Genomic DNA, 21,386 nt, shown 5'->3' on the forward strand with positions numbered 1-21,386 from the left:
GGTGACGAGCCTGGCAACAACGGCCGCAGGTAAGCAGGGCCCACCGATCCCAGGACCGGCGTCCCGGGCAGCCGGCCGCTCGTCATCCATGGACCGGTGGGGACTGGGTCGTGGTCGTGGTCGTGGTCGTGGTCGTGGCGCAGCATCAGCGGGCCATCTGCAGGATGCCCGCGCACATCTCGTCGGTGGTGCCCTCGCCCCACAGCACGTAGCGCTCCGGCTGGCCCTGGAGTGCGGGGAGGTGGTCACGCAGCTCCTGGGAGTGCTCGCAGGTCACCCTGAGCTCGTCGCCGGGACGGACCTCGACGGGTTCGATCGGCAGTGCGCCCTGGTCGTCGAAGTTCCAGGTCGGGATGTCGAGGACGGTGCGGGCGCCGGGCGTGCCGGGGTTCAGCTCGACGCGGATCGACCGGCCCAGGAGGTGCATGTGTCCCGCGACGCCGATGATCGTGCCCGGCTGGGTGAGCGTCCTGGTGCAGGACTGCTCAGTGCCGGGGACCGAGCCCGGGCACAGTCCGCGGAGCCAGTCAGCGGTGGATCCGACGTCGTCGCCGAAGCGGTACCGGACGTCCGCGAGTGCCGCCTCGCGGTCGCACAGCGGCGCGTCGTCGTGCTCGGGACGGCACGGCAGCTCGACGGGTGCCGGCAGCCCCATCGTCGTCACCGGCGTGAGGTCGGCTGCCGCCTCGGCGACACGCAGCTCGGCGGCGGTGACATCGGGCCGATCGCCGGCGAGGAGGCTGTAGTGCACCTGCATGACCAGCCGCGACCCGGCCGGGAGGGGGACGCCGTACCCCTCGTGGAGCACCGACTCGCCGCTCCCAGGTGTCCAGGCGCCGAGCCAAGGCGCTGTCTGCGATCCCCCGCCGCCGTCGAGCCCGCTGCCGCCGAAACAGGTCCACCCCTGGCCGGGCGTGGCGCGGTCCACCGACTGGGCGGTCGCCACCTCCGTGGGAGGCACCTGGAACAGGATCACGTGGTGGACGAGCGAGGGATCACCGGGCTGCACGTGGGTGCCGGTCACGAAGCCGTCCTGCTCGAGCCGCGGATCGACGAGGAAGCAGCGGTAGTCGTCGGTCCCGGCATCGGTGGGCGCGGTCGGGCGGTAGGGCTCGGGCATGGCCACGGTCACGCGGCGCTCCCCGTCGCGCAGCGGGACGTCCGTGGCCGGCGCGGGGCGCGCCGGGGCGCCGTGCCCGGCGCCCGCGTGCGCGGGCTCTGACGCGGTGCTCGCCGGCACCTCCTGCTCGCCTGTTCCACCCGTCGGTCCCGCGGAGCAGGCGGCGAGCAGCACGGCGAGGGCTCCGGCCGACGCCGCCCGGCCGAGGCGGTGGCGGGACGTGGTCATCGAGCATCCCCGGACGCGTCGGGGTCGGCCCACGACGCGCGGCCGTCGCCAGTGATCGGGATGGCCGGGCCGTCGGTCACCCCGGGTCGCCAGGTGGCCTCGCCGATGCCGCGGACCCGGGCGAGGACCTCGCGCGCACCGCGGCCCGCGTCGCCGGCGACGTAGCCCTGGACGTCGATGCCGGCGGCCTCGGCGAGGTCGACGGCGCGGGGGGCGTAGGTGTCCTGGGTGACCACCACCGCGGTGTCGACGCCGAAGACGTCGTGGGCACGCCGCATGGTGTGCCAGGTGCTGAACCCGGCGTAGTCGGTGAAGACGTCCTGGGCCGGCACACCCGCGGCGAGGGCGGCGTCGCGCATCGCGTCGGGCTCGTTGTAGCTGCTGGCGCCGTTGTCACCGGAGAGGAGCAGCTTGTCGACGGTGCCGGACTCGTAGAGCTCGACGGCGGCCCCGAGGCGCTCGGCGACGACCGGGCCGAGCGAGCCGTCGCTGCGCACGAGCGAGCCCGGCACGATCGCGGCCTGGGCGGGCTCGAGGTCGGCGGCATCGGTGGTCACCTCGTCGCTGGTGCGGGCCACGACCACGGCGTTGGCGGTGGCGACGAGTCCAGTGCCGAGCAGGGCGCCGGCGACGCCCAGGCGCACCGAGCGGCGGACGAGGCGGGTCATCAGGCGATCCACGTCAGCCCCGGGTGTCGACGCGCGGATCGGCGCGTGCTGCGTCAAGGACGTCGGCACCGGCCTGGTTCCAGCCACGGTCGTCGGTCTCGGCCTCGATGGCCGGCAGCAGGCGGTCGAGCCAGCCCGGCAGCCACCAGTTGCGGTGACCGAGCATGGTCATGGTGGCGGGCACGAGCACCATCCGGACGATGGTCGCGTCGAGCAGGATGGCCACGGCCATGCCGACACCGAGCTGCTGGACCACGAGGTCGGTCTCGGTCGCGAAGCCCAGGAAGACGGCGACCATGACGGCCGCGGCGGTCGAGATCACCCGTCCGGTGCCGGCGAGCCCGCGGACGACGCTGCCTCGGGCATCACCGGTCTCCAGCCAGTCCTCGCGGATCCGGGACAGCAGGAACACCTCGTAGTCCATCGAGAGGCCGAAGAGGATCGCGAACATCAGGATCGGCAGGAAGCTGGACACCGGCACCGACTGGTCGAACCCCAGCAGCCCTGCGCCCCAGCCCCACTGGAAGACCGCGGTCACGACCCCGTAGGCGGCCCCGATGGAGAGCAGGTTGAGCAGGGCTGCCTTCACCGGCACCACCACCGACCGGAACATGGCAGCGAGCAGGAGGACCGACAGCAGGATGACGAACCCGACGACGAGCCAGATCCGCTCCGACAGCAGGACGGAGATGTCGGAGAACATGGCGGTGCTGCCGGTGACCTCGACCGCGTCGAGGTCGCCCCGCAGCTGCTCGACCAGGTCGGGGGTGCGTTCGTCGGAGGGGCCGAAGGCCGGCTCCGCCTGGATCACGGCGACCTGGCCGTCGGGTGAGACCAGCGGCTCGCCCACGACAGCGATCCCGTCGGTCTCGACGAGCTGTGCTGCTGCGGCGGCGACGCCGTCGTCGCCGACGGCGGCTCGGTCGACCACGATGGTCAACGGTCCGTTCGCGCCCGCGCCGAACTCGTCGGCGATGATGTCGTAGGCCTGGCGGGTCGTGGACTCGGCCGGGTTGTTGGCGATGTCGCGTGGCCAGGTCCGCATCGCGATGGTCGGCGCAGCGATGGTGAGCAGGAGCAGCGTGCCGGCCAGCGTCCAGACCATCGGCCGGCGTCCGACCGCGGTCGCCCACCGGGCGGACAGGGGCTCGCGCTGAGGACGCGGACGGCGCGGGGGCAGCCCGTTGCGCTCGCGCCGGGGCAGCAGGCGTCGGCCGAAGAGCCCGCACAGTGCGGGGACGAGGGTCAGGGCGGTCGCAGCGACGGCGATGACCGCGACGCCGGTGGCGAACCCGAGCGAGGAGTAGATCGGCAGTCCGGCCAGCGGCAGACCCATGAGCGAGACGAGCACGATCGCCGAGGCGAACACCACCGAGCGGCCGGCCGTCGCGGTGGCTCGTCCGGCCGCCTCGGGGACCGACGTGCCGTCGATGCGCAGGTACTCCAGGAAGCGGGTGACCAGCAGCAGGGCGTAGTCGATGCCCACCCCGAGCCCGACCATGAGCGCCACGGTGGGCGCGGACGTGCTGACGCTCGTCACCCCGGCGAGCAGGGTCACCCCCGCCACGGACACGGCGAGCCCGACCAGGGCGACCAGGAGCGGCAGGCCGGCGGCCACGACGGTGCCGAGGACGAGGGTCATCAGGATCAGGGCGACGACGATCCCGACGATCTCGCCCGTGCCCTCGATCTCGCCCGGTCCCGAGTTCGGCAGCTCGCCACCGAGCTCGACCCGCAGGTCATCCCCGACCACCTCGGCTGCGGCGTCCTCCATGGCCTCGGCGCCGGCGCCGCCGGTCAGGTCGGGATGGGTGACGGGGACGCCGAACACCACGGTCAGGACGGCGGTGTCCCGGTCCGGCGACCACCGAGGTGGGGACACCGAGGTCGCGTGGTCGAGGTCGGCGAGGCGGGCGGTGAGGTCGGTGAGGACCGTCTCGTCCACCGCGTCGCCCGTGTCGTCGTGGACGACGACCTGGGCGGAGCTGCCCGCGACGGCGGACTCGGGAAAGTGCTCGCGCAGCTGTTCCACGCCGGCCTGGGCTGGTGCTCGGTCGATGTTGAAGTCGTCCTGAGGGGTGCCGCCGAACGCACCCGCCGCCAGGAAGGCGGCGACGGCGACGCCCAGCCAGACGGCCAGGGTGCGCCACGGGTGGCCGGCGGTTCGCAGACCGAGTCGGTAGAGCAAGCGGGTCATGGTCGTTCCTTCGGGGTCGACGTTGCCGCGCGGCGCGATGCGGCCAGCGACGGCGTGGGGGCAGGGCAGGGCAGGGCAGGGCGCAGCCGGGCGCGGGCAGGGCCCGTGCCGGCTGGATCGGTCAGGTCAGGAGCGGGTCAGGACGAGGACAGGCTCTGGGTGCCGATGACGGTGAGCATCTGCAGCTTCTCGTAGCTCTCGGTGCCGGGGTCCGCGGTGTAGACCAGAAGTCGGTGCGACTGGTGGGGGTCGAGCAGGACCTGGCAGTTGAGGTCGAGCCGGCCGACCTCGGGGTGCTGGAAGCGCTTGACCTCGTCGGGCTCGAGGCCGATCTCGTGGTCGGCCCACAGGGTGCGGAACTCCTCGCTCTGCTCGAGCAGCAGGTCGGCCAGCTCGGTCGCTCGCGAACCGGGTCCGCGCATGCCGGCGATGAGTCGCAGCCCGGCGGCGTACATGCGGGAGAGGAACTCGTGGTCCTCGGGCACGTAGATGTCGCGGCTGGCGAGGTCGGTGAACCAGCGGTAGCCGTTGCTGCGCGCGGGACCGCTGTAGCGGGTCCAGTCACCGACGAGGGCCACCCTGGGCGGGGTCTGGCGCAGGGTCTCGCCGAGCTCGGTGACGATCTCGGCCGGCGTGTCGGTGAGACGGTCGAAGATCCGCAGCATGCCGGGGCTGACGTGCTCGCTGCTGGGGCCGCGGGCCGGCGGCTGGTGCCCGGCGAGCCGGAAGAGGTGGTCGCGCTCGGCGACGGTCAGGTGCAGTCCCTGGGCGATCGCCGCGATCATCTGCTCCGAGGGCTGGGGGCCGCGCTCCTGCTCGAGGCGTGAGTAGTAGTCCACCGACATGTGGCACAGGACGGCGACCTCCTCGCGGCGCAGTCCGCGCGCACGGCGCCGCTGTCCGCGGGGCATGCCGACGTCCTCGGGCTGGAGCGCTTCGCGCCGGCGGCGCAGGAACTCCGCCATCTGGGTCCGGTCGATCATCATCTGCCTCTTCCTCCGGTGCTCATGCCGAGTCGCTCAGGCGATTCTGGCCCCGGTCGGCGGCGTCGTGGTCGGTGGGGAAGGTGACGCCGGCGAGCCTCTCGGAGGCCAGCCAGACTCGCTCGGCCTCCTCCGGGTCGCGGAGCGGCTTGTAGAGCTGCTGCTCCGCGGGTGCCCCGCTCAGGTGCTGGAACCCCCGCGGGCCGTAGAGCAGACCGCCCCCGGACTCGGGCGAGGTCGCGGCGAGCAGCGCGGGCAGCGCGGCGCTCCGGGCGGTGCCCGCGAGGACGCCGCGCTTGGACAGAGCACGGATCAGCCGCACCCCGGTGGTGTCGCGGTCACGGCCGAGCTCGGGTCGGGCGGAGAGCAGGCTGGTCGGCGCGACGCCGGGGTGGGAGAGGTTGCTGGTGATGCCCCAGCCGAGTGCCTTGCTGCGGCGGTCGAGCTCGAGGCCGAACAGCCCGAACGCGATCTTCGACTGCCGGTAGGCCTTCCCGCCGTCGTAGGAGCGCTCCCAGTCCAGGTCGTCCCAGTTGATCCGGCCGCTGGCGGCGGCGACGCTGACCTGGGAGGTCACGCGGGCCCGGCCGGCTCGCAGCAGCGGCATCAGGTGGGCCACCAGGGCGACGTGGCCGAGGTGGTTGGTGCCCATCTGGAGCTCGTGGCCGTCGGCGGTGGTCTGCCGTGCCGGCGGGGTCATCACCCCGGCGTTGTTGATCAGGACGTGGATGGGCGCGCCCTCGGTCCGCAGCGCCTCGCCGAGGGCGGCGACCGACTCCAGCGAGGACAGGTCGAGGGCGTGGAGGATGACGGTGGCGCCGGGTGCGGCGGCACGGATCTCGGAGGCCGCGGCCTGGCCCTTGCCGTGGTTGCGCACCGGCAGGACCAGCTCGGCGCCGGCTGCGGCCAGGCGCTTGGCGATCTCCAGGCCGATGCCGTCACTGCCGCCGGTCAGGACGGCGCGCTTGCCGGAGAGGTCGGGGATGTCGATGTCGATGTTGGTGCGAGGCATGGTGTCACTCCTGTGGGTCCGTGGTGTGGTCCCACCGTCGCTCAGTTCCGCAGCGCTATTCAGGGTCTACCGATCCCACCTTCGCCATTCACCTGGGCGCTCTAGCCTGTGCTCCGTCGAGGCCCGCTCGCCGTCCCGCAGCGGCCCTCGCGCCCAGACCGCCCACGAGCAAGCACCCCCACCGAGGAGTCCCCATGTCTGATGCCATCACCGTCGTCCTGGTGCACGGAGCGTTCGCCGAGTCGGCGAGCTGGTCCGGTGTCGTGTCCCGGCTGATCGAGAACGGCGTCGCCGTCGTGGCCACGCCCAACCCGCTGCGCAGCGTCGCCACCGATGCGGAGAACGTCCGACGAGCCACCGAGGGCATCGGCGGTCCCGTCCTCCTGGTCGGGCACTCCTACGGCGGCGCGGTGATCACCGAGGCGGCGGTCGACAACGACGCCGTGGTCGGCCTCGTCTACGTCGCGGCCTTCGCGCCGGACCACGGGGAGAACGCGCTCGAGCTCACCGGCAAGTTCCCCGGCAGCACCCTGGGGGAGACGATCCGCCCGTACCCGCTGGGCGACGGGACCTCCGACCTCGTCGTCGACCGCGAGCTCTTCCCGCAGCAGTTCGCCGCCGACGTCCCCGCGGCCGAGGCTGCCGTGCAGGCCGTGACCCAGCGGCCCATCAGGGACTTCGCCCTCAACGAGTCGCAGCCCGCGGCCACGCCGGCGTGGAAGTCGCTTCCCTCGTGGTTCGTCTTCGGCGATGCTGACAAGAACATCCCGGTCGAGGGACTCCGGTTCATGGCCGAGCGCGCTGGTGCCGTCTCGATCACCGAGGTCCCGGGCGCCTCGCACTCGGTGATGGTGTCCGAGCCGGACCAGGTGACCGGCGTGATCCAGCAGGCCCTCGACCACCTGGCGCGGTAGCCCGGGGGACGACGCAGCAGCACCACACCGAGAGGCGGGAGACGGACCACGTGGGACGACCGAGCACCGAGGACCTCGTGCACCTGCGTCGCTGTGTCGCGCTCGCCCGCGAGGCGCTCGAGGACGGCGACGAGCCGTTCGGCTCGCTGCTGGTCGGCCCCGACGGTGTCGTGCTGCGCGAGGATCGCAACCGCACCGCCGGCGGCGACCAGACCCGTCACCCCGAGCTGGAGCTGGCGCGCTGGGCGGCGGCGAACGTGGCGGCCGACGTCCGCCCGGCGTGCACGGTCTACACCTCCGGCGAGCACTGCCCCATGTGCGCAGCCGGCCACGCCTGGGTGGGCCTCGGCAAGATCGTGTACGCCGGGTCGGTCGCCCAGCTCACCGAGTGGCGCAGCGGCTGGGGGCTCCCCGCCTCCCCGGTGGCCCCCCTCCCGATCGGCGCCGTCGCCCCGGGCCTCGCGGTCGCGGGCCCGGCGCCCGAGCTGGCCGACGAGCTGCGCGAGCTGCACCGACGGCAGGCCGAGCGGTAGGTGCGTCGGGTGCACCCGGAAGACGTGGGTGCGTGACGGGGTCCTGGCGGACCCCCGGTTGGACAGGGCTCCCGTAGACCGTCCGGGACCTGCCTAGCGTGGCGAGTGCCCGCAACCGGGCACCCACACGAGAGGAACGACATGACCGTCGCGTTGATCACCGGGGCCAACAAGGGCATCGGCTTCGAGACCGCCAAGCAGCTCGCCGAGCTCGGCCACCGGGTCTACGTCGGCGCCCGCGACCCCGAGCGGGGTGCGAAGGCGGCCGCCGACATCGGTGCGGAGCTCGTGCAGCTCGACGTCACCGACGACTCTTCGGTGGCGGCCGCGCTGTCGACGATCGAGTCGAACGAGGGACGGCTCGACATCCTCGTCAACAACGCAGGCATGCTCACCATGGACCTGGACGGCCCCACGGCGCTCCGGGTCTTCGACACCAACGCCGTCGGCGTCGTCCGGGTGACCGAGGCGGCTCTCCCACTGCTGCGCAGGTCCGAGCACGCCGTGGTCGTGACGGTGTCGAGCAGCATGGGCTCGTTCTGGGCCGTCACCAACCCGGAGCGTGTCGAGTACTCCGTGCCTGCTGCGCTCTACGCGGCGTCGAAGTCCGCCGCGACCATGCTGACGCTCCAGTACGCCAAGGCCGAGCCCACGATCAAGTTCAACGCCCTCGAGCCCGGGTTCACCGACACCGACATGACCGCCGCCATGGAGGGTGGACGACCGGTGGCGCAGAGCGCGCGGACCGTCGTCGAGCTGGCGACCATCGGCGCCGACGGACCGACCGGGACGTTGCGTGACGAGTCCGGCGAGCTGCCCTGGTAGGTGGCTGCGCCCGGGGCCGGGAACACCGCGAGGCTCGGGTCCGGTCAGTACCGAGGCGGTGGCGGCGGCTGTTGCGGCGGCTGTTGCGGCGGCTGTTGCGGCTGCTGCCAGGGCTGGGGCTGGGGTGTCGTGGAGCGCCCGGCGCCGGGCGTCGTCGCGCCCGAGTCGGCGACGAGTGCGGCGGCCACCAGGATGGCTCCCGCCACCAGGATGACCGTCGACGGCACGATGAAGCGGGCGCCGTCGTTCTGCGGGTCGGTGAAGAACCCGCTCAGGATGAACAGCACACCCCCCACGACCACCAGCACCCAACCGACCACCTTGACCACGACCCGCACGTCCGTCTCCCCTTCGCCTGACCTTGGTGCGGTGTGCCTACCCCGTTGACGCCGACCTCACCCCTCACCCGGGTCAGACGGTGGCGACCGTCCCGCCGTCGACGGTGATGTCGGCGCCGATGACCGACGCGGCGGCGTCGGAGGCGAGGAAGCCGATGACCTCGGCGATCTCCGAGGCGGGCGCGAGGCGACCGTCGGGGATGCCGCCGAGCGCGTCCATCAGCGCCTGCATGCCGTCCTCGTCGTCGGTGCCGCGGGCGGTCGCGATGCGGTGCGCCAGGTCTCGCGCCCCGGGGCTGTCGATGCCTCCGGGGGAGACGGTGTTGACGCGGATCCCCAGCGGGGCCAGCTCGTTGGCCAGGCCCTTGCTGTAGGTGCGGAGCGCGGCCTTCGCCGCGGCGTAGCCGAGGGTCGCGTCGTGCAACGGCATGCGCCCCTGGATCGACCCGACGTGCACGATCACGCCGCGGCCCCGCCTCGACATCACCGGGGTCAGCGCCCGGTCGATCCGGACCGCCGAGAGGAGGTTGAGGCCGAGCTCGGCGTCCCAGTCGGCGTCGGAGAGCGCCTGGTGGCCGCCGCCGGACGCACTCGACCCCCCGGCGACGTGCACGAGGACGTCCAGGCCGCCGTCTGCCTCGACGGCGGCGGCGAGGGAGGCGGCCGTCTCGGGCTGGGTGGTGTCGGCCAGGACGACGCGGGCGGCGACGCTCGCCTCGGGAGCCCGACGGCCGACGGCGGTGACCCGGGCGCCGGCGTCGTCCAGACGGCGGACGACGGCGTCCCCGAGTCCGCTGGTGCCACCGACGACGAGTGCGTGGCGGCCGGCCAGGGACAGGGCGGGGGGATAGGACACGGCGTACCTCCTGGTGGTGCGGGCGCCCGGGGCGCGGTCAGGTGCCACGCTCCGGCCTCCCCCGGGGAGAGGGTCAAGCGCCGTTCGACGACACCGCGGCCAGGGCGGTGTCGGCGATCGCCCGGACGTCCTCGGCCGAGCCGCCGTCCCGGGCGCACCCGGACATGCCGCGCATGACCGCCACGAGGAACGTGGCCAGTCGACCCGTCGGTGTGTCGGGCGGGAGGTCGCCGTCGGCGACACCGCGATCGAGACGGTCCCTGATCCGCCGGGTCAGCGCCTCGCGCTGGGCGGCGAGCCGCGGCTCGGTGAGCAGGAGGCACCCGGGCGGGGTCCCGGGACGGGTGTGCGCCCGGGCGGTGTCGTCGAGCATCGTGGCGACGGCCTCGCGGGCCGTCCCCCGCTCGGCAGCGCTGTCCACCGCCGCCATCGTGCGCCGGAAGTAGGCGGCTGCGGCTTCCTCGAACAGCTGGGACTTGTCGCCGAACGCGGCGTAGAGGCTGGGCGGGGTCACGCCCATGGCCTCGGTCAGCATCACGATCGTCGTCCCCTCGAAACCCGTGCGCCAGAACTGCTCGACCGCGGCCGCCAGGGCGGCGTCGCGGTCGAAGCTGCGTGGTCTCCCGGGCATGACCCCACCATAACGTAGCGACCGCTATGGAATGTGCTACGGTCATCAGCAATACGTAGCGATCACTATGGAAAGAGGACGTCATGTTGCTCGAGAACGCCGTCGTGCTGGTCACCGGAGCCAACCGGGGCATCGGTGCCGAGTTCGTCGCCCAGCTGAAGGAGCGTGGCGCCGCGAAGATCTACGCCGCCGCGCGCGACGCGAGCACCGTCGACATCGACGGCGTCGTGCCGCTCGAGCTGGACATCACCGAGCCCGAGCAGGTGCGGGCCGCGGCGGCCGCGGCCGGCGACGTCCAGGTCCTCATCAACAACGCGGGGATCTCCACGGGCACGCCCCTGGTCGCCGGTGACCTCGCCGAGGTCCGGCGGGAGATGGACACCAACTTCTACGGTCCGCTGCTGACCACCCGGGCCTTCGCCCCGGTCCTCGCAGCCAACGGGGGTGGGGCGATCCTCAACGTCGTCTCGGCCCTGTCCTGGTTCACCGTCCCGGGCGCCGCGGCGTACGCCGCCTCCAAGGCCGCCGCCTGGAGCCTGACCGACAGCACGCGCCTGGAGCTCGCGGCGCAGGGGACCCACGTCGTCGGCGTCTACATGGGCCTGGTCGACACCGACATGAGCCGGGGCGTCGACGCGCCCAAGATCACCCCGGCCGCCCTCGTCGCCGCCGGGCTCGACGCCGTCGAGACGGGCCGCGGCGAGGTGCTGGCCGACGACTGGGCCGGCTTCGTCAAGAGCGGGCTCGCCGCGGACCCGGCCGAGCGCTACGAGCGGATCTTCTCGGCCCTCGGCCAGGGTTGACCAGTGCCGGGGTTGACCAGTGCCGGGGCTGATCAGTCCGCGTCGACGAGCCGTCCCGCCACGACCTCGGTGAGGGACGGGCGGAGGGTGTCGAGGTTCCACCCGCCCGCCTTGCTGCGGTAGTGGTTGGAGACCCAGAAGAAGCCGGCGTCGCTCTCGGGCAGCCGGCCGAGCTCGGCGTAGGCCCAGCCGTTGCCACCGTTGTGCCAGTGCACCTTCCCGAACGGCGTGTCCGCGACGACCCAGCCGTAGGAGTAGCGGGTCTCCCCGCCCGGCTCCTCCAGCACCCGCGGCCGGAACAGCTCCCGCTTCGTCTCCTCGTCCAGCAGCCGGTCGCCCTCGAGGGCCAGGAGCCACCGGCCCATGTCGTGGGCGGTCGAGAGCAACCCGCCGTTGCCGCGGAGGTTCCAGTGGGGCCCGTCGGCCGCCCAGGGGTGGTCGTGGGGCCGGCCCTGCGGACGGTCCCGGGCGTCGTACTCGACGGCGACGTCGCCGGGGTCCCAGTCCGGCAGCACGTAGCCGGTCTGCGTCATCCCGGCGGGTGCGAAGAGCTCCTGGGCCAGGTACTCCTCGTACCCCAGGCCGGAGGACCTCTCGATGACGGCGGCCAGCAGGCTGTAGCCGAGGTTCGAGTAGTGGTAGCGCGCGCCGGGGCGGGTCCTGAGCCTCGAGGAGAGCGCCCCGTCGATCATCCCCTCCCGTGACAGCCGGTCGTAGTCGTCGCCGAGTGCGTCCACCAGCCCCGCGGTGTGGGTCAGCAGGTGCCGGACGGTGATGCCGCGCTTGTCCGGCGGGACGCCGTCGAGGAAGCGGGTGATCGGGTCGGTCACCCGCAGCCGTCCCTGCACCTGGAGCCTCAGGACGGCGGTCGCCGTGATCGTCTTGGTCACCGAACCGATGTCGTAGACAGTGTCGCAGCCGGCTGCGGCGCCGGTCTCGTGGTCGGCCTCACCCCAGCCCCGACAGGTCACCACCTCGCCGTCGGCGGTGGCGACCAGGCTCCCGCTCGACCCGTCCGGCACGTCGGAGGCGCGGAGCACCTCCGCCCGCTCCGGCTCCGGCTCCTTCTCCGGTGCCGGCTCCTCGGACCCGCACGACGACAGCAGGAGGGAGGCGGCGACGACCCCCGCCGCAGCGCTCAGTCGCGGACGCATCGCCACTGCACTCCTGTCGACGCCCGCCCCTCGGTGCAGGTCCAGCCCTCCCGCACCCGCGACGCCGCCTCCGCCTCGGCCTGCGCACAACGGTCCTCGCACACGAACAGCTCTTCCTCGGCCGTTCCGCCGTACGCCGCCGCGGACCAGGTCAGGGCCGTCAGCGCCAGGAGGGCGGCCGCGCCCACCGCGGCCACGACCGACCGGCGACGCGGCTCCCGACGGCGCTCGGCCAGGCCTCCCCGCACCAGGCCCACCGCCTCGCGCAGGGCGCCGTTGTCGCGCGCCAGGTCCGTGGCCAGGTCGTGGAGGTGAGCACGATCGCGCTCGCGGACGGCGGCCGGGTAGGCCAGGAGGCAGAGGTCGATCAGCCGGGGACTCATGCGAACCCCGGAGCCGGGCGGGGCGAGAGGCGGCTGCGGAGCGCCGTGGCCGTCGACGAGAGCCGCTCGACCTCGGCGTGGAGCACGCTGTGCCCGGCGGGCGTCAGCCGGTAGTAGCGGCGCCGGCGGCCCTGCACCTCCTGCTCGCCCGAGGGGGCCACCAGCCCGTCGTCGGTGAGCCTGGTGAGGGCGCCGTAGATCGTGCCGGCGGTGAGTCGGATCCGGCCGCCGGTCAGCTCCTCGACGTCGCGGGCGATGCCGTAACCGTGGCGGTCGGCCTGCGCCAGGCTGGCGAGGATGAACATGGAGTGCTCGGTCATACGGGTGACGATACATCGCGAGACGATGCATGGTCGAGGGCCCGGGATGCCGCATGATGTCTTCATGATTGGAACGATCCAAGCCACGCCGACGTCTGGTGGTCCCGCCTCCCCGGTCCTCGACGACGGGCACCCCGCCCTGGCTCGCGCCCTGTCCCTGATGGAGCCGCGCACCCTCGCGCCCAAGGACCGGCTGTTCGAGGAGGGCGAGCCCGCGTCGAGCCTCTACCTGCTCCGGTCCGGATCGCTCAAGCTCACGCGCACGACGTCAGGTGGTCGCCCGAGCGTCCTGGCCCTGCTCGGGCCGGGCGAGCTCGTCGGTGAGCTGTCGCTGCTCGACGGTCGCCACCGCGGGGCCACGGCGACGGCTGTCTCCCCGGCGGACGTGCTGGAGCTGTCCCAGGAGGCGTTCGACCGGTGGCTCACCGAGGAGCCAGGCGCAGCCGGGCTGCTGATGCGCCTGCTCGCCCGCCGCATGCGCCGGTCCAACGACGCCGTGTCCGACCTGGCGTTCTCCGACGTCGCCACGCGGGTGGCTCGCACCCTCGTCGACCTCGCCGACAGGTTCGGGGCCACGGACGGCGAGGGCCGGCTGGCCGTCCCCCACGAGCTCACCCAGGAGGAGCTGGCACAGCTCGTCGGGGCGGCACGCGAGTCGGTGAACAAGGCCCTGGCCAAGTACGCCGCCCGCGGCTGGATCGAGCTCCGGCAGAAGGGGTTCGTCGTCCTGGACGCCGCGCAGCTGCGCGGCGTCGGGTGATCGCGAGCAGGGATTCCGCGATTCCGTTGGGTACCGCGGAGCTCTGCGATCGGCGAGCCTGGGGCGGCGTCGAGCCCGACCTCGGGGCTCCGACCGACCATCCGTCCGCTCCACCTCCAGGAGAACCCGTGTCCCTGCGTCGCGCGGCTGCCGCCGCTGTCCTGTCCACCGCTCTCGCCTCCACGGCCGCCCTCGCCCCGGCCGGCACGGCCACGGCCGCCGCGCCGTCCGAGCGGGCCGCCGCCAAGGGCTGTGTCACCAAGGCGGAGTACCGCAAGATCAAGAACGGCATGACCGTCGCCAAGGTCAAGCGCGTCACGGGGACCAACGGCACGCAGGTCAGCAAGACCCCGCTCCCCGGCGGCAAGTTCGTCATCGGTCGGGCGTACAAGGTCTGCACCTCCAAGCGCGGCGGCGTCGGCATCGCCTTCACCAACCAGACCGGCGCCTACAAGGTCGCCTCCAAGTCCGCCGCCTGGGGCTGAGCGCGACGCATCCCCGACACACCAGGACCCGGCGCCTCGCGAGGCGCCGGGTCCTGGCGTTTCCCGGGCCGGCTGCGCTGCGGGCCGGTCGACGGCGTCAGCGCAGGCGCCACCAGTCCCGCGAGGCGGCGGCGTCGCTCGGCTCCGGCGTGGTGCCGGGCCAGAACTCGAGCAGGTCCCCCGGGCCGAGGCCGAGCGCACTCTCGATGTCCGACGGCGTGGTGGCCTGCAGGTAGCGCGAGACCCCGAGCGTCAGCTCGCGCCAGTAGCCGCGCAGCGTGGACTCGGAGAGGAACAGCGAGCGACTCAGCTCGGCGTAGGTGAGCCCGCGCGCCCGTCCGGCCAGCACCTGTCGCTGTCGCTCCCCGAGGATCGTGATGCAGTTGCGGCGCACGAGCAGCTCCATCAGGCTGATGATCGCCTGCGGTACGACGATCTGGCCGGCCATCGCGTCCAGGAACATGCTCTGCGCCGACTCGACCGGCTCGGACTTCGACACGATGCCGGTGGCGCCGGCCGCCAGGCAGGCCGCGAGGACGAACCGTCGCTCCTCCTGGCTGTAGACGCACGCGCGGTAACCGGCCGCGACGACGGCGCGCACCGCGGCCACCCCCTGCCGGGCCGACGGCTGCGTCGAGTTCACGAGGTGGAGGTCGAGGATGACGAGGTCGGCGTGCGGTCGTTCCGCGATCAGCGTCTCGACGCGCGAGTAGGAGCCGACGATGTCGAAGGCCGGCATGAGCGCCGGCATCGACTGCCGGATCACCGTCGCGTCGTCGACCACCACGGCGGTCGGTCGCTCGGTCATCGGACCGCCTCCCGGGCTCCGGCACCGGGGAAGCCGGCGACACCTCCGGCCACGGTCACCGTCGTCCCGCCGCCGGGCGTGGAGTCGAGGTGGACGTCGAGACCGTGCCGCCCGAGCTCCCCGAGGACCACCTCGCGGAGCCCGACCCCCAGCGCGACGTCGGCCGGGTCGAAGCCGTGGCCGTCGTCGTGGACCGTCAGCACCCATCCCGTCGGCGGGAACTCGTCGCCGGCGTCGAGGTGGACGACGACGAGCCGGGCGCCGGCGTGCCTCCGGACGTTGAGCAGGAGGCTCGTCAGCGCGTTCTCGACGGCCTCCGCGACGGTCGGCTCGACCAGGACGCCCTGGCCCAGGTCGAGGGCGACCTCGATGGTCAGGTCGTCGAACTCCCGGCACTTGCGGCTGACCACGTCGGCGAGGGGCTGCGGGCCCGCGACGTCGACGGTGACGTCGAGGTCGGACCGCGGCACCCCGCGCAGGTAGGCGCGCATCCGCGTCGCCTCGTACTGCGCCTGCTCGAGCAGCCGGTCGCGGGTGACGTCGTCGAGGGAGGGGTCCCCCAACAGGTGCATCACCGCGGCACCGTTGTGGATGGCGACCTGAGCGCGTTGCTCCTCCTGGACCCGCGCCAGCTCCGAAGCGCGGGCCCGGGCGTCGTCGGCGTCCTCCGCCACCCGCCGCAGGTACTGCACGCTGCCCCGCCCCACGATGGCCAGGACGATCACGGTGGACAGGTTGCCCAGGATCGTCGTGGGGCTCGCGGTGTCGAAGGCCGAGGCCAGGTAGCAGACCTCCGCCGCGACGATGGCGCCGAGACCGGCCAGCCACACGCCGCCGTGGTGCATCACGGCCATCGACATCACGACCGACAGCGCGTAGCCCGGCTGGAAGCCCTCCCAGGACCCGATCCGGTCGTCGGCCGAGACCGTCCACGGGCCCAGCAGCACGATCACCACGGCGATCGCGATGTCGGCGGCGTGCGCCCGGTCCGACAGCGCACGGCCCCGGCGGTACGACGCCAGGCTCACCGTGACGGCGGTGGCCGCTGCGGCGGCCCAGGAGGCGACGTACCAGCCGGGCGCGGGCGAGCTGGACACGCCACCGGGCAGCGAGGGCAGACCCTGGACCAGGGTCCCGAGCCGTACCCCGATCACGAGCAGCACCACGGCGCTCTCCGCGCCCGCGACCGTCGTGGGCGGCCCGCCGCCCCTGACCCAGGACCAGGTCCGGGGCCCCGGCAGGACGCCCTCGGCGGCCCCGTGCGGGGCGGATCCTCGACTCACGAGGCCACATCCTGCCGGAGCGTCGACCCGCCCGGCAGCACGGATTCCGCGGTTTCGTTGGTTCCGTGGGGGCACGGGGCCGCGGGAGGTTGGGGCGTCGCCGGCCATCGGGGCCGCGCATCCGAAGGAGGACCATGAAGATCCGACTGTCCGCAGCCGTGGCGCTCACCGTGCTGAGCCTGGGAGTCCTCTCCGCCTGCGGGGGCGACGACGAGCCCGACGGCGGTGGCACCGGCTCGTCCAGCGAGGCCGCGAGCCCGAGCGAGTCGGCTCCCGAGACCGAGTCCGAGCCCGAGACCGGGTCCGAGTCGGCGCCCGAGACCGAGCCCGAGCCCGAGACCGGCGAGGGCGGCGGGGAGGACGGCAAGCCGGCGCGCGAGGACGTCATCGCGGGCTACGAGGCCGTCATCAAGGGTCAGTCCCCGGTCGAGCTGCCGGCGGACATCGTCGAGGAGACCGCCACGTGCTTCGTCGACGAGCTCTACGACGGCGCCTCGGCCCAGACCCTCGAGGCGATCGCCGAGGAGCGCCCCGAGGGGATCGACCCGGCCGACGCCAGCCTGTTCGCCGAGGCCGGCACCGCCTGCACCCCCGCCGCCGGCTGAGCCCGGGCAGCAGGGACGAGGTCCGGCCCGCGTGTGAGCTGACTGCGTGCTGCCGCCCCTGCTCTTCGGGCTGGGGCCGGCGTCGTGACGGATCGGTTGGACCGCCGCGCGATCATCGTCGTGGTCGACCGCGGAGGTCTTCGCCGACAGCACCAGCGGCACCCTCGTCCCGATGCTGGTCCACCGCGGCGACCTCGCGGTCGCCAACCCCGGGATCCAGACCGGGTTCATCACGGTCAACCAGACGGCCGGCCCGCCACTGGGCGCACTCCTCTTCGCTGCGGGGGCGGCATGTCGCTGCGTGGGGCACGCCGTGCTGGTCGCCGGGTGGATCACGCGGCGAGTCAGCCTCCCGGCTGCGAGGACGCGTCGGGAGCGTCGACCTGATCGCGGTGTACGGCGGGCTCGTCGCCGGGGGGCGGCGGTCGGTGGGGTCGTCGCCCAGCGTGGGGGTGTCGTCGCGCCGATCTGGGTGGCCTTCGCCGGGTCGGCCCTCTTCGTCGCCCTGGTGTGGCGACAGCTGGTCCACCTCATCCACGACGACGCGCCGGGCCCCGCCGACCCTCCTGCCCGTAGCCGTCGGCGCCGCAGCCGGACCGCAGTCCCGGCCCAGTCGGGTCGCGATGCTGGGTGCTCAGACCGACCGCATCGCGCGGCGTCCCGCCCACCGGAGGATGCGACATGACCACCCTGCCCACCGACGAGCGGACCACCGCCGTCCCCACTCGCCTCGGCGCCCTGCACGTCCGCACCGTCGGCGCCGGGTACCCGACCGTCCTGTGGCCCTCGATGTTCGTCGACAGCCACACGTGGGACCGCCTCCTGCCCCACCTCGCCCGCGACCGGCACTACGTGCTGGTCGACGGTCCCGGACTGGGTCGCAGCGAGCCCCTGCGACGCGAGAGCGACATCGCCGAGGCCGCCGACGCGGCGACCGACCTGCTCGGAGGGCTGTCCATCACCGAGCCCGTCGACTGGGTGGGCAACGCCTTCGGCGGCCACGTCGGCTTCAAGCTCGCGGCCCGTCCGGGGGTGCTGCGCAGCCTGGTGGCCATCAGCGCTCCGAGCCAGCCGATCAGCCCCGCGCTGCGCGGCCGGATCCGGCTGCTGCGACCGTTGCTGCGCGTGCTCGGCCCGGTCGGCCCGGTCCGTGCCGCCATCCTCGACGCGATGCTGACCGAGCGCTCGCAGGCCGACGCCGCCGTGCGCCGTACCGTCCTGGACAGCCTGGGGCGGCCGGGACGCGCCAGCATGTCCGCCGCGCTCGGTTCCTTCGTCCTCAACCGTGTCGACGTCGCCGACGAGCTCACCGACATCGTCGTTCCCAGCCTGTTCGTCGCCTCGGACGACCGCGGCGACTGGAGCCCCGAGGACGCCGCAGCCGCCGCACGGCGCACCCCCGGCGCCCGCGTCGAGGTGGTGGCGGGCGCCCGCACCCTCGCCCCCCTCGAGCAACCGGAAGCCGTGGCGGCCCTCCTCCGGACCTTCTGGGACGGGTTGCCCGCACGCGAGCGCGGCTAGGGCGGTCTCCCTGTCCCCTGGCATCCACCCTGGATAGGGAGACACGCCCCAGGTCGGGCGCGCTGCGGGCCGTCCGGACCTGCTGGGCGTGGCCCACCCGCGCGGCGGCGCAGCGGCGCCGCAGCGCATCCGCAGGACCGGTCTCCATCGTGTGCCCGACCCGTTCCCCGACCCTGAGAGCCCACCATGCGAAGCGTCCATCGGCTCACCCTCGTCGTCCTCCTCGTCGTGCCCGTGCTGCTGGGAGGGAGCGTCGTCGCGGTCGCGGACCCGGCTGCCCCGGCTGCCCCGGCCGAGCCCAGGAGGCAGCCCGTCCACACGCGCTACGCCGCCTCGTTCACCGCCACGCTCGGGCTCGACCAGAGCGCGGAGCACGAGAGCGGGAACTACTCCCGCTCGTTCGCACGGGTGAAGGTCTCCGGGACCGTGCCGAACGTGCGCTTCGCCGACACCACGCTGCTCGGCGGCTACGGCCGTGGCCGGCTGACGACGTCCGGCTGGGCCTCCCGGGACTCGGCCAGGGACGACGGCGGGATCGTCACGACGTGCGAGGGGGAGTCGGTGTCGCCGGCGGGACCGGTGCCGCCGACCCTGGTCCCGGTGAACGGTCGTCCGACCCTCTTCGCCTTCCACACCCTTCGCGCCCCCATCGTCTGCGTCAGCACCGACGACCCCACCCCTCGCACCGAGGTGCTGGGGCTGCCGGCCGTCCCGGTCCCGGTCACCGTCCCGCGCTCCCAGGTCGGGGCCCCCCGGATCCGGGTGCCGTTGAAGCACCGGCTGCCCGTCGAGGACTGCCCTGGGTACGCGGGGAACGACGACCAGTACTGCTTCTACGACCTGGTCGGCACGCTCACGCTTCGTCTGGTCCCGGACATCGACGTGTTCCAGGCGCCGACCAAGGCCCGCCTGGCCAGGGCGGCCGCCCGCGCGAGCGTCGTCGCGGGTTGCGGCACGGACTGCACGGCGACCCTGGCCGTGCGGCCACTGGCGGGCGCAGGTTCGGTGACGACGCGGGAGTCGATGCGACCCCGGCGCCCCGAGACGCTCGCGGTGGCCCTCGGCCACACGCTCCGTGCGTCCGTCGCCCGCAGCGGGGGCGCACGCTTCGAGGTCACCTACCGCACCGGGAGGGTCACGAGGACCTTCCGCCAGACGATCCGCCTCTGACGAGGACGGAGGAGACCGAGATGACCGAGATCACCGCCGTCACCGACGCCGAGTTCGAGCGCGTCGTGCTGCAGTCCGACCGCCCCGTGCTCGTCGACTTCACCGCCCAGTGGTGCGGGCCGTGCCGCCAGGTCGCGCCCGTCCTCGAACAGCTGGCGCGCGAGCACGGGGACGCGCTCACCGTCGTGACCGTGGACGTCGACGAGAACCCGGCCACCGCTGCTGCCTACCGCGTACGCGGCTTGCCGACGCTCAACCTGTACCACTCGGGCGAGCTGGTGCGCTCCATCGTCGGTGCGCGTCCGAAGGCCCGGCTGGTCCAGGACCTCGCCTACTTCCTCTGACCCGGCCGTCACCGCCCACGGCCGTGACACCGGTGCCGCTGCCGGCCCCAGCGATGCCGCAGTGCGGACGCAGCGGGCCGGGCGAGGGTGGCACTTCCGACCACGAACCACCCCACGGAAACTGGAGGCAATTCATGCTCAGCACCTCGGCCGCACCGGCCCACGCGACGGCGGAGCGCCGGCTCCGAGCGATGCTGGTGGCTGCGGCCGCCACCTCGGTCGTCCTGACGGCTGGCGTGCCTGACGCGGGCGCCCATGAGGGATCGGGCGCCGGGGCACGAGGCGTCCATCGTGCCGCCGCCTCGATCGGCACGCTGGTCTTCATCAAGGACCACGACGTCTGGATCTCCCGCGGGGACGGGTCGGGCGCGCGGCCGTTGACCACCGACGGCACGTTCGCGTTCCCCTACGGCGCGCCGAGCCAGTCCGACGGCGGCACCGTGGTCGCGGCGCACAACAACCGGATCGTGCGCATGGACCAGAGCGGGCGGGTGCTCGGCACGATCGACCCACGGCCGTTGCACACCGGGTCCGGCGACGACATCGACGGGACGCCGGTCGACCTGGCGATCTCGCCCGACGGCGCGCGGATCGCCTACACGTTCTCGCAGGAGTGCACCGGAGGGGACCCGTGCTCGGCCACCGGGTTCACCCGGGCGACGCACTTCGCGCCGGCGGGCGACCCGACGTACTTCTGGGACCCGTCGTGGGTCACCAACACCAGGACCCTGGAGACGGGCGGGTGGGACTCGCAGGTGCAGCTGCACGACCTCGGGTCGGAGCCGAAGTACTGGTTCGACGACCGCTTGATGCACTCGCCGGCCACCGACCTGAGCGACACCGAGCTCTCGCCCGACGGGCGGCACCTCGTCGCGATCCGTGGCTACGACGAGGACACCGCGATGGTCTGGTACGACGTCAACGGGTCGGCCAAGCAGGGCCCGGCCCCCGGCCTGCCCGACCTGTTCTGCGGGATCCCCGAGCCGGGGATCATCAGCCCCACCTGGGCGCCGGACAGCGACTCCCTCGCCTGGCAGGAGGACGACGGCATCTGGGTGAAGGCCGGCGTCGACGACTGCACCGCCACCCAGCGGCTGCTGATCCGCGGCGGTTCCGAGCCCGAGTGGTCCCGTGCCGGCCTCAGCGCCCCGGCCCCGCGCGCGCTGCGCAACGAGTCGCGCCCCGTCATCGCCGGGGTCGCCAAGGTGGGCCGGAGGCTGAGCGCGACGGTCGGCCGCTGGTCGCCGACCCCCTCGTCGTTCGCGTTCCAGTGGTTCCGCAACGGCAAGGCCATCAAGGGCGGGGCCACCCGGTCCCACCAGGTGGTCCGGGCCGACCGGGGGAGGCGCCTCACGGTCCGCGTCACGGCCCGCAAGCCGGGTCACCGGACCGCGAGCGCGACGGCGGCCCCGCGTGCGGTCAGGTGACGGCGTTCCTGACCGATC

General features: G+C 73.5%; 24 protein-coding genes. 11 read left to right on the forward strand and 13 right to left on the reverse strand.

Translation table 11 applies throughout. The annotated features are described in order from the left end of the window. Window positions 1–145: 145 nt before the first annotated feature. The 5 genes from AC4MBH_RS16360 to AC4MBH_RS16380 all read right to left on the reverse strand — a co-directional run bounded on the left by AC4MBH_RS16360 (window position 146) and on the right by AC4MBH_RS16380 (window position 6,208). Window positions 146–1,348 (reverse strand): hypothetical protein, encoded by a 1,203-nt coding sequence (locus AC4MBH_RS16360; protein WP_491796034.1) that lies wholly within the window; start codon window positions 1,346–1,348, stop codon window positions 146–148. Continuing rightward, window positions 1,345–2,016: a SanA/YdcF family protein gene (locus AC4MBH_RS16365; RefSeq protein ID WP_491796035.1), complete on the reverse strand. Its 672-nt coding sequence runs from the start codon at window positions 2,014–2,016 to the stop codon at window positions 1,345–1,347. Before AC4MBH_RS16365 ends, AC4MBH_RS16360 begins: the two co-directional genes overlap by 4 nt. A gap of 13 nt (window positions 2,017–2,029) precedes the next feature. Next, complete coding sequence (locus AC4MBH_RS16370; protein WP_491796037.1) at window positions 2,030–4,213, reverse strand: MMPL family transporter; 2,184 nt, start codon at window positions 4,211–4,213, stop codon at window positions 2,030–2,032. A 137-nt stretch (window positions 4,214–4,350) separates the two neighbouring features. After that, window positions 4,351–5,199 (reverse strand): helix-turn-helix transcriptional regulator, encoded by an 849-nt coding sequence (locus AC4MBH_RS16375; RefSeq protein ID WP_491796039.1) that lies wholly within the window; start codon window positions 5,197–5,199, stop codon window positions 4,351–4,353. A 19-nt stretch (window positions 5,200–5,218) separates the two neighbouring features. After that, window positions 5,219–6,208, reverse strand: a complete 990-nt coding sequence (locus AC4MBH_RS16380; protein ID WP_491796041.1) for an SDR family oxidoreductase — start codon at window positions 6,206–6,208, stop codon at window positions 5,219–5,221. 194 nt (window positions 6,209–6,402) lie between these two features. Between AC4MBH_RS16380 and AC4MBH_RS16385 the strand changes: the two genes are divergently transcribed. The 3 genes from AC4MBH_RS16385 to AC4MBH_RS16395 all read left to right on the forward strand — a co-directional run bounded on the left by AC4MBH_RS16385 (window position 6,403) and on the right by AC4MBH_RS16395 (window position 8,480). Next, window positions 6,403–7,122: an alpha/beta fold hydrolase gene (locus tag AC4MBH_RS16385; RefSeq protein ID WP_491796043.1), complete on the forward strand. Its 720-nt coding sequence runs from the start codon at window positions 6,403–6,405 to the stop codon at window positions 7,120–7,122. 50 nt (window positions 7,123–7,172) lie between these two features. Next, entirely contained in the window at window positions 7,173–7,655 is a 483-nt protein-coding gene (locus tag AC4MBH_RS16390) for a nucleoside deaminase (RefSeq protein WP_491796045.1), read from the forward strand. Window positions 7,656–7,796: 141 nt separating this feature from the next. Then, a complete protein-coding gene (locus AC4MBH_RS16395; RefSeq protein WP_491796046.1) occupies window positions 7,797–8,480 on the forward strand; it encodes an SDR family NAD(P)-dependent oxidoreductase in 684 nt (227 codons plus the stop codon). Window positions 8,481–8,524: 44 nt separating this feature from the next. Here AC4MBH_RS16395 and AC4MBH_RS16400 read toward each other — a convergent pair whose 3' ends face one another. From AC4MBH_RS16400 to AC4MBH_RS16410, 3 genes are all read right to left on the reverse strand, one after another. Beyond that, window positions 8,525–8,818 (reverse strand): hypothetical protein, encoded by a 294-nt coding sequence (locus tag AC4MBH_RS16400; protein ID WP_491796047.1) that lies wholly within the window; start codon window positions 8,816–8,818, stop codon window positions 8,525–8,527. A gap of 73 nt (window positions 8,819–8,891) precedes the next feature. Next, complete coding sequence (locus AC4MBH_RS16405) at window positions 8,892–9,674, reverse strand: oxidoreductase (RefSeq protein WP_491796048.1); 783 nt, start codon at window positions 9,672–9,674, stop codon at window positions 8,892–8,894. A gap of 73 nt (window positions 9,675–9,747) precedes the next feature. Then, window positions 9,748–10,305, reverse strand: a complete 558-nt coding sequence (locus tag AC4MBH_RS16410) for a TetR/AcrR family transcriptional regulator (RefSeq protein WP_491796049.1) — start codon at window positions 10,303–10,305, stop codon at window positions 9,748–9,750. Between the two features lie 83 nt (window positions 10,306–10,388). Here AC4MBH_RS16410 and AC4MBH_RS16415 point away from each other — a divergent pair, with 83 nt between their 5' ends. Beyond that, window positions 10,389–11,108 (forward strand): SDR family oxidoreductase, encoded by a 720-nt coding sequence (locus AC4MBH_RS16415; protein ID WP_491796050.1) that lies wholly within the window; start codon window positions 10,389–10,391, stop codon window positions 11,106–11,108. Between the two features lie 32 nt (window positions 11,109–11,140). On the opposite strand, the gene AC4MBH_RS16420 is transcribed toward AC4MBH_RS16415, so the two are convergent. From AC4MBH_RS16420 to AC4MBH_RS16430, 3 genes are read right to left on the reverse strand one after another with little or no spacing between them, the layout of a single operon-like run. Then, the gene (locus AC4MBH_RS16420) at window positions 11,141–12,262 is read right to left on the reverse strand and encodes a serine hydrolase domain-containing protein (protein WP_491796052.1); all 1,122 of its coding nucleotides are present in this window, start codon (window positions 12,260–12,262) and stop codon (window positions 11,141–11,143) included. After that, window positions 12,247–12,645, reverse strand: a complete 399-nt coding sequence (locus tag AC4MBH_RS16425; RefSeq protein ID WP_491796054.1) for a hypothetical protein — start codon at window positions 12,643–12,645, stop codon at window positions 12,247–12,249. The genes AC4MBH_RS16420 and AC4MBH_RS16425 overlap by 16 nt, the downstream gene beginning before the upstream one ends. Further along, window positions 12,642–12,965 (reverse strand): PadR family transcriptional regulator, encoded by a 324-nt coding sequence (locus AC4MBH_RS16430; protein ID WP_491796056.1) that lies wholly within the window; start codon window positions 12,963–12,965, stop codon window positions 12,642–12,644. Before AC4MBH_RS16430 ends, AC4MBH_RS16425 begins: the two co-directional genes overlap by 4 nt. A 64-nt stretch (window positions 12,966–13,029) precedes the next feature. Here AC4MBH_RS16430 and AC4MBH_RS16435 point away from each other — a divergent pair, with 64 nt between their 5' ends. Further along, window positions 13,030–13,725: a Crp/Fnr family transcriptional regulator gene (locus AC4MBH_RS16435; protein WP_491796058.1), complete on the forward strand. Its 696-nt coding sequence runs from the start codon at window positions 13,030–13,032 to the stop codon at window positions 13,723–13,725. A gap of 128 nt (window positions 13,726–13,853) precedes the next feature. Beyond that, window positions 13,854–14,210 (forward strand): hypothetical protein, encoded by a 357-nt coding sequence (locus AC4MBH_RS16440; RefSeq protein ID WP_491796060.1) that lies wholly within the window; start codon window positions 13,854–13,856, stop codon window positions 14,208–14,210. A gap of 97 nt (window positions 14,211–14,307) precedes the next feature. On the opposite strand, the gene AC4MBH_RS16445 is transcribed toward AC4MBH_RS16440, so the two are convergent. After that, window positions 14,308–15,018, reverse strand: coding sequence for a response regulator transcription factor (locus AC4MBH_RS16445; protein WP_491796062.1), 711 nt, complete (start codon window positions 15,016–15,018; stop codon window positions 14,308–14,310). After that, window positions 15,015–16,301: a sensor histidine kinase gene (locus tag AC4MBH_RS16450; RefSeq protein WP_491796064.1), complete on the reverse strand. Its 1,287-nt coding sequence runs from the start codon at window positions 16,299–16,301 to the stop codon at window positions 15,015–15,017. Before AC4MBH_RS16450 ends, AC4MBH_RS16445 begins: the two co-directional genes overlap by 4 nt. Window positions 16,302–16,435: 134 nt before the next feature. Here AC4MBH_RS16450 and AC4MBH_RS16455 point away from each other — a divergent pair, with 134 nt between their 5' ends. The 5 genes from AC4MBH_RS16455 (at window position 16,436) to AC4MBH_RS16475 (ending at window position 21,368) form a co-directional block, all read left to right on the forward strand. Continuing rightward, window positions 16,436–16,906: a hypothetical protein gene (locus AC4MBH_RS16455; protein ID WP_491796066.1), complete on the forward strand. Its 471-nt coding sequence runs from the start codon at window positions 16,436–16,438 to the stop codon at window positions 16,904–16,906. Between the two features lie 681 nt (window positions 16,907–17,587). Beyond that, a complete protein-coding gene (locus AC4MBH_RS16460; protein WP_491796068.1) occupies window positions 17,588–18,427 on the forward strand; it encodes an alpha/beta fold hydrolase in 840 nt (279 codons plus the stop codon). 186 nt (window positions 18,428–18,613) lie between these two features. Then, window positions 18,614–19,597: a hypothetical protein gene (locus AC4MBH_RS16465; protein WP_491796069.1), complete on the forward strand. Its 984-nt coding sequence runs from the start codon at window positions 18,614–18,616 to the stop codon at window positions 19,595–19,597. Between the two features lie 20 nt (window positions 19,598–19,617). Further along, entirely contained in the window at window positions 19,618–19,941 is a 324-nt protein-coding gene (gene trxA, locus AC4MBH_RS16470; RefSeq protein WP_491796071.1) for a thioredoxin, read from the forward strand. A gap of 134 nt (window positions 19,942–20,075) precedes the next feature. Continuing rightward, window positions 20,076–21,368, forward strand: coding sequence for a TolB-like translocation protein (locus AC4MBH_RS16475; RefSeq protein WP_491796073.1), 1,293 nt, complete (start codon window positions 20,076–20,078; stop codon window positions 21,366–21,368). The last annotated feature ends 18 nt before the right edge of the window (window positions 21,369–21,386 follow it).

The organism is Nocardioides sp. WJ219, from assembly GCF_058559815.1.

Coding starts and splice junctions, on each gene's coding strand:
- AC4MBH_RS16375 (WP_491796039.1), bottom strand. CDS start 5,199: ATGATGATCGACCGGACCCAGATGGCGGAGTTCCTGCGCCGCCGGCGC.
- AC4MBH_RS16385 (WP_491796043.1), top strand. CDS start 6,403: ATGTCTGATGCCATCACCGTCGTCCTGGTGCACGGAGCGTTCGCCGAG.
- AC4MBH_RS16380 (WP_491796041.1), bottom strand. CDS start 6,208: ATGCCTCGCACCAACATCGACATCGACATCCCCGACCTCTCCGGCAAG.
- AC4MBH_RS16430 (WP_491796056.1), bottom strand. CDS start 12,965: ATGACCGAGCACTCCATGTTCATCCTCGCCAGCCTGGCGCAGGCCGAC.
- AC4MBH_RS16460 (WP_491796068.1), top strand. CDS start 17,588: ATGACCACCCTGCCCACCGACGAGCGGACCACCGCCGTCCCCACTCGC.
- AC4MBH_RS16370 (WP_491796037.1), bottom strand. CDS start 4,213: ATGACCCGCTTGCTCTACCGACTCGGTCTGCGAACCGCCGGCCACCCG.
- AC4MBH_RS16425 (WP_491796054.1), bottom strand. CDS start 12,645: ATGAGTCCCCGGCTGATCGACCTCTGCCTCCTGGCCTACCCGGCCGCC.
- AC4MBH_RS16475 (WP_491796073.1), top strand. CDS start 20,076: ATGCTCAGCACCTCGGCCGCACCGGCCCACGCGACGGCGGAGCGCCGG.
- AC4MBH_RS16395 (WP_491796046.1), top strand. CDS start 7,797: ATGACCGTCGCGTTGATCACCGGGGCCAACAAGGGCATCGGCTTCGAG.
- AC4MBH_RS16465 (WP_491796069.1), top strand. CDS start 18,614: ATGCGAAGCGTCCATCGGCTCACCCTCGTCGTCCTCCTCGTCGTGCCC.
- trxA (WP_491796071.1), top strand. CDS start 19,618: ATGACCGAGATCACCGCCGTCACCGACGCCGAGTTCGAGCGCGTCGTG.
- AC4MBH_RS16360 (WP_491796034.1), bottom strand. CDS start 1,348: ATGACCACGTCCCGCCACCGCCTCGGCCGGGCGGCGTCGGCCGGAGCC.
- AC4MBH_RS16420 (WP_491796052.1), bottom strand. CDS start 12,262: ATGCGTCCGCGACTGAGCGCTGCGGCGGGGGTCGTCGCCGCCTCCCTC.
- AC4MBH_RS16410 (WP_491796049.1), bottom strand. CDS start 10,305: ATGCCCGGGAGACCACGCAGCTTCGACCGCGACGCCGCCCTGGCGGCC.
- AC4MBH_RS16445 (WP_491796062.1), bottom strand. CDS start 15,018: ATGACCGAGCGACCGACCGCCGTGGTGGTCGACGACGCGACGGTGATC.
- AC4MBH_RS16365 (WP_491796035.1), bottom strand. CDS start 2,016: ATGACCCGCCTCGTCCGCCGCTCGGTGCGCCTGGGCGTCGCCGGCGCC.
- AC4MBH_RS16455 (WP_491796066.1), top strand. CDS start 16,436: ATGAAGATCCGACTGTCCGCAGCCGTGGCGCTCACCGTGCTGAGCCTG.
- AC4MBH_RS16435 (WP_491796058.1), top strand. CDS start 13,030: ATGATTGGAACGATCCAAGCCACGCCGACGTCTGGTGGTCCCGCCTCC.
- AC4MBH_RS16415 (WP_491796050.1), top strand. CDS start 10,389: ATGTTGCTCGAGAACGCCGTCGTGCTGGTCACCGGAGCCAACCGGGGC.